Here is a 1,551-nt window from a genome sequence, read left to right as displayed (position 1 = left end):
GCACGGGGACGCGCCGGATTCGGCTGTGCAAAGATCGTGCGGAAAATCAGGCGGGCGAGCGGTCCGACAAACAACAGCTGGAGCGGCATCGCCATGCGGAAATTGAGACAGTATGTCAGAAGATAGTGCGGCAGGAAGTCGATAGAGAAGCCATATGCCTTCCATGCGCCGAGAATGCTGGCAAGAGCGACCTGTAAGACGACCGTAAACACCTGAATGGACAGAATGATGACAATCGGTCTGTCACCGGGATGCGCGACGCGAAACGCCAGCTTTTTGGCGATAGGCGACGAGATACAATAGGCGCACAAGAAAATGATGACAAATTCCACCCACATCTCTTTGAGGGCGAGCAGAAATGTCGCATTGGTAAAGACACCGGATGCGAGAACCAGGTTGTACAGCGTCATGCAATACACCATCATCCAAGCGGTGAGAAAGGTAAAGAAAACAGATTGTCCGAATGTTTTAGGCATGTGAAAAAATCCTCCTTTGTAATTGGCAACAAAAAAGAGACACGAATCCCACCCATCCGTCGGACAGTGGATGGGCGACATTTCGTGTCTCTTGCTCTGTTTGCTTTTATCATCTGATAGCATACCAGATAGAAAATACGATTGTCAAGAGAAAATTTCAGGCTTGTGCTCGTTCGGCGGCATTGCCAATGACGTAGAATGTGTACGGATTGACGTTTCCGGTAGGCGTCAGACCATAGAGCTGCTGAAAAGTCAGCACGGCATTGCGCGTCAGCTCGCCGTAAAATCCGGTTGCGGGCACAGGCTCAATCTGCGGATAGACTTCAGACAACTGATTGAGCCAGTTTTGCAGGCGTGTGACGTCTGCCGACCGCGAGCCGAGCACCAGCGTGCTGGTCGGCGGAAAGACATCGGAGGATAAATCCTGCGAGGCGCGAATGCTTTCGTACGCGCGAATCAAATTGTTCCACGTGAAACTTCCAACAATGCCGTCCGGTGTCAGTCCGGCACTGCGCTGAAAGGCCTCAACGGCGGTGCGCGTGTTGGAACCGAAAATACCGTCAATGACAACGGTGGGCACATCATCATTAAAGCGTCCAACGGCAGACAAAAAGAATTGCAGCAGACGCACCGGATCGCCGCTCATGCCTTCACGTAAATCTTCCGGCAATGTCCGGGAAATATCTTGCAGGGTAATGCCGATGGCGTTTAGCTCTGCCAGCCGCAAAACGGCATTGTATACCGAGGTGATTTGGTACCATGTGGCAGGGCCGACGACACCGTCCGGTGTTAGATTAAAGATTTCCTGAAAGGCCTGTACCGCGGCTTGGGTGTTGATGTCAAAGACGCCGTTGACCGGATAAATTTTTGGGATGGCGGGATAGTTATTTGAGATGCGATTGAGACGGCTCTGCATGATTTCCACAGAAATTGAGACGTCTCCCAGCCGCAGCGGCTGCCCCGGATACGAACGCACAGCGGGACGAATGGGGGCTGTGCGAATATCCAAATCTTCGCCGTAATAGCGCGTGAGAATTTGATACGGCGTGAGTCCTTGGTTGGCGAGGTCAACGGT

The 1,551-nt window shown here is 52.4% G+C and carries 2 protein-coding genes; both read right to left on the bottom strand.

Going from position 1 to position 1,551, the window contains the following annotated elements:
- Positions 1-476 (bottom strand): hypothetical protein (locus tag ACR0P9_RS12400; protein ID WP_432620601.1); only part of this gene is annotated, 476 nt, incomplete at its 3' end.
- A gap of 157 nt (positions 477-633) precedes the next feature.
- On the bottom strand, positions 634-1,551 hold a 918-nt coding region (locus ACR0P9_RS12395; RefSeq protein ID WP_432620599.1), incomplete at its 5' end, for a peptidoglycan-binding domain-containing protein.

This window comes from Butyricicoccus sp. (genome assembly GCF_050872565.1).
In the GTDB taxonomy this organism is placed as follows: domain Bacteria; phylum Bacillota; class Clostridia; order Oscillospirales; family Butyricicoccaceae; genus Butyricicoccus_A.
The sequence above is the reverse complement of the archived record's forward strand: the minus strand, read 5'-3'. Positions and strand labels throughout refer to the sequence as shown.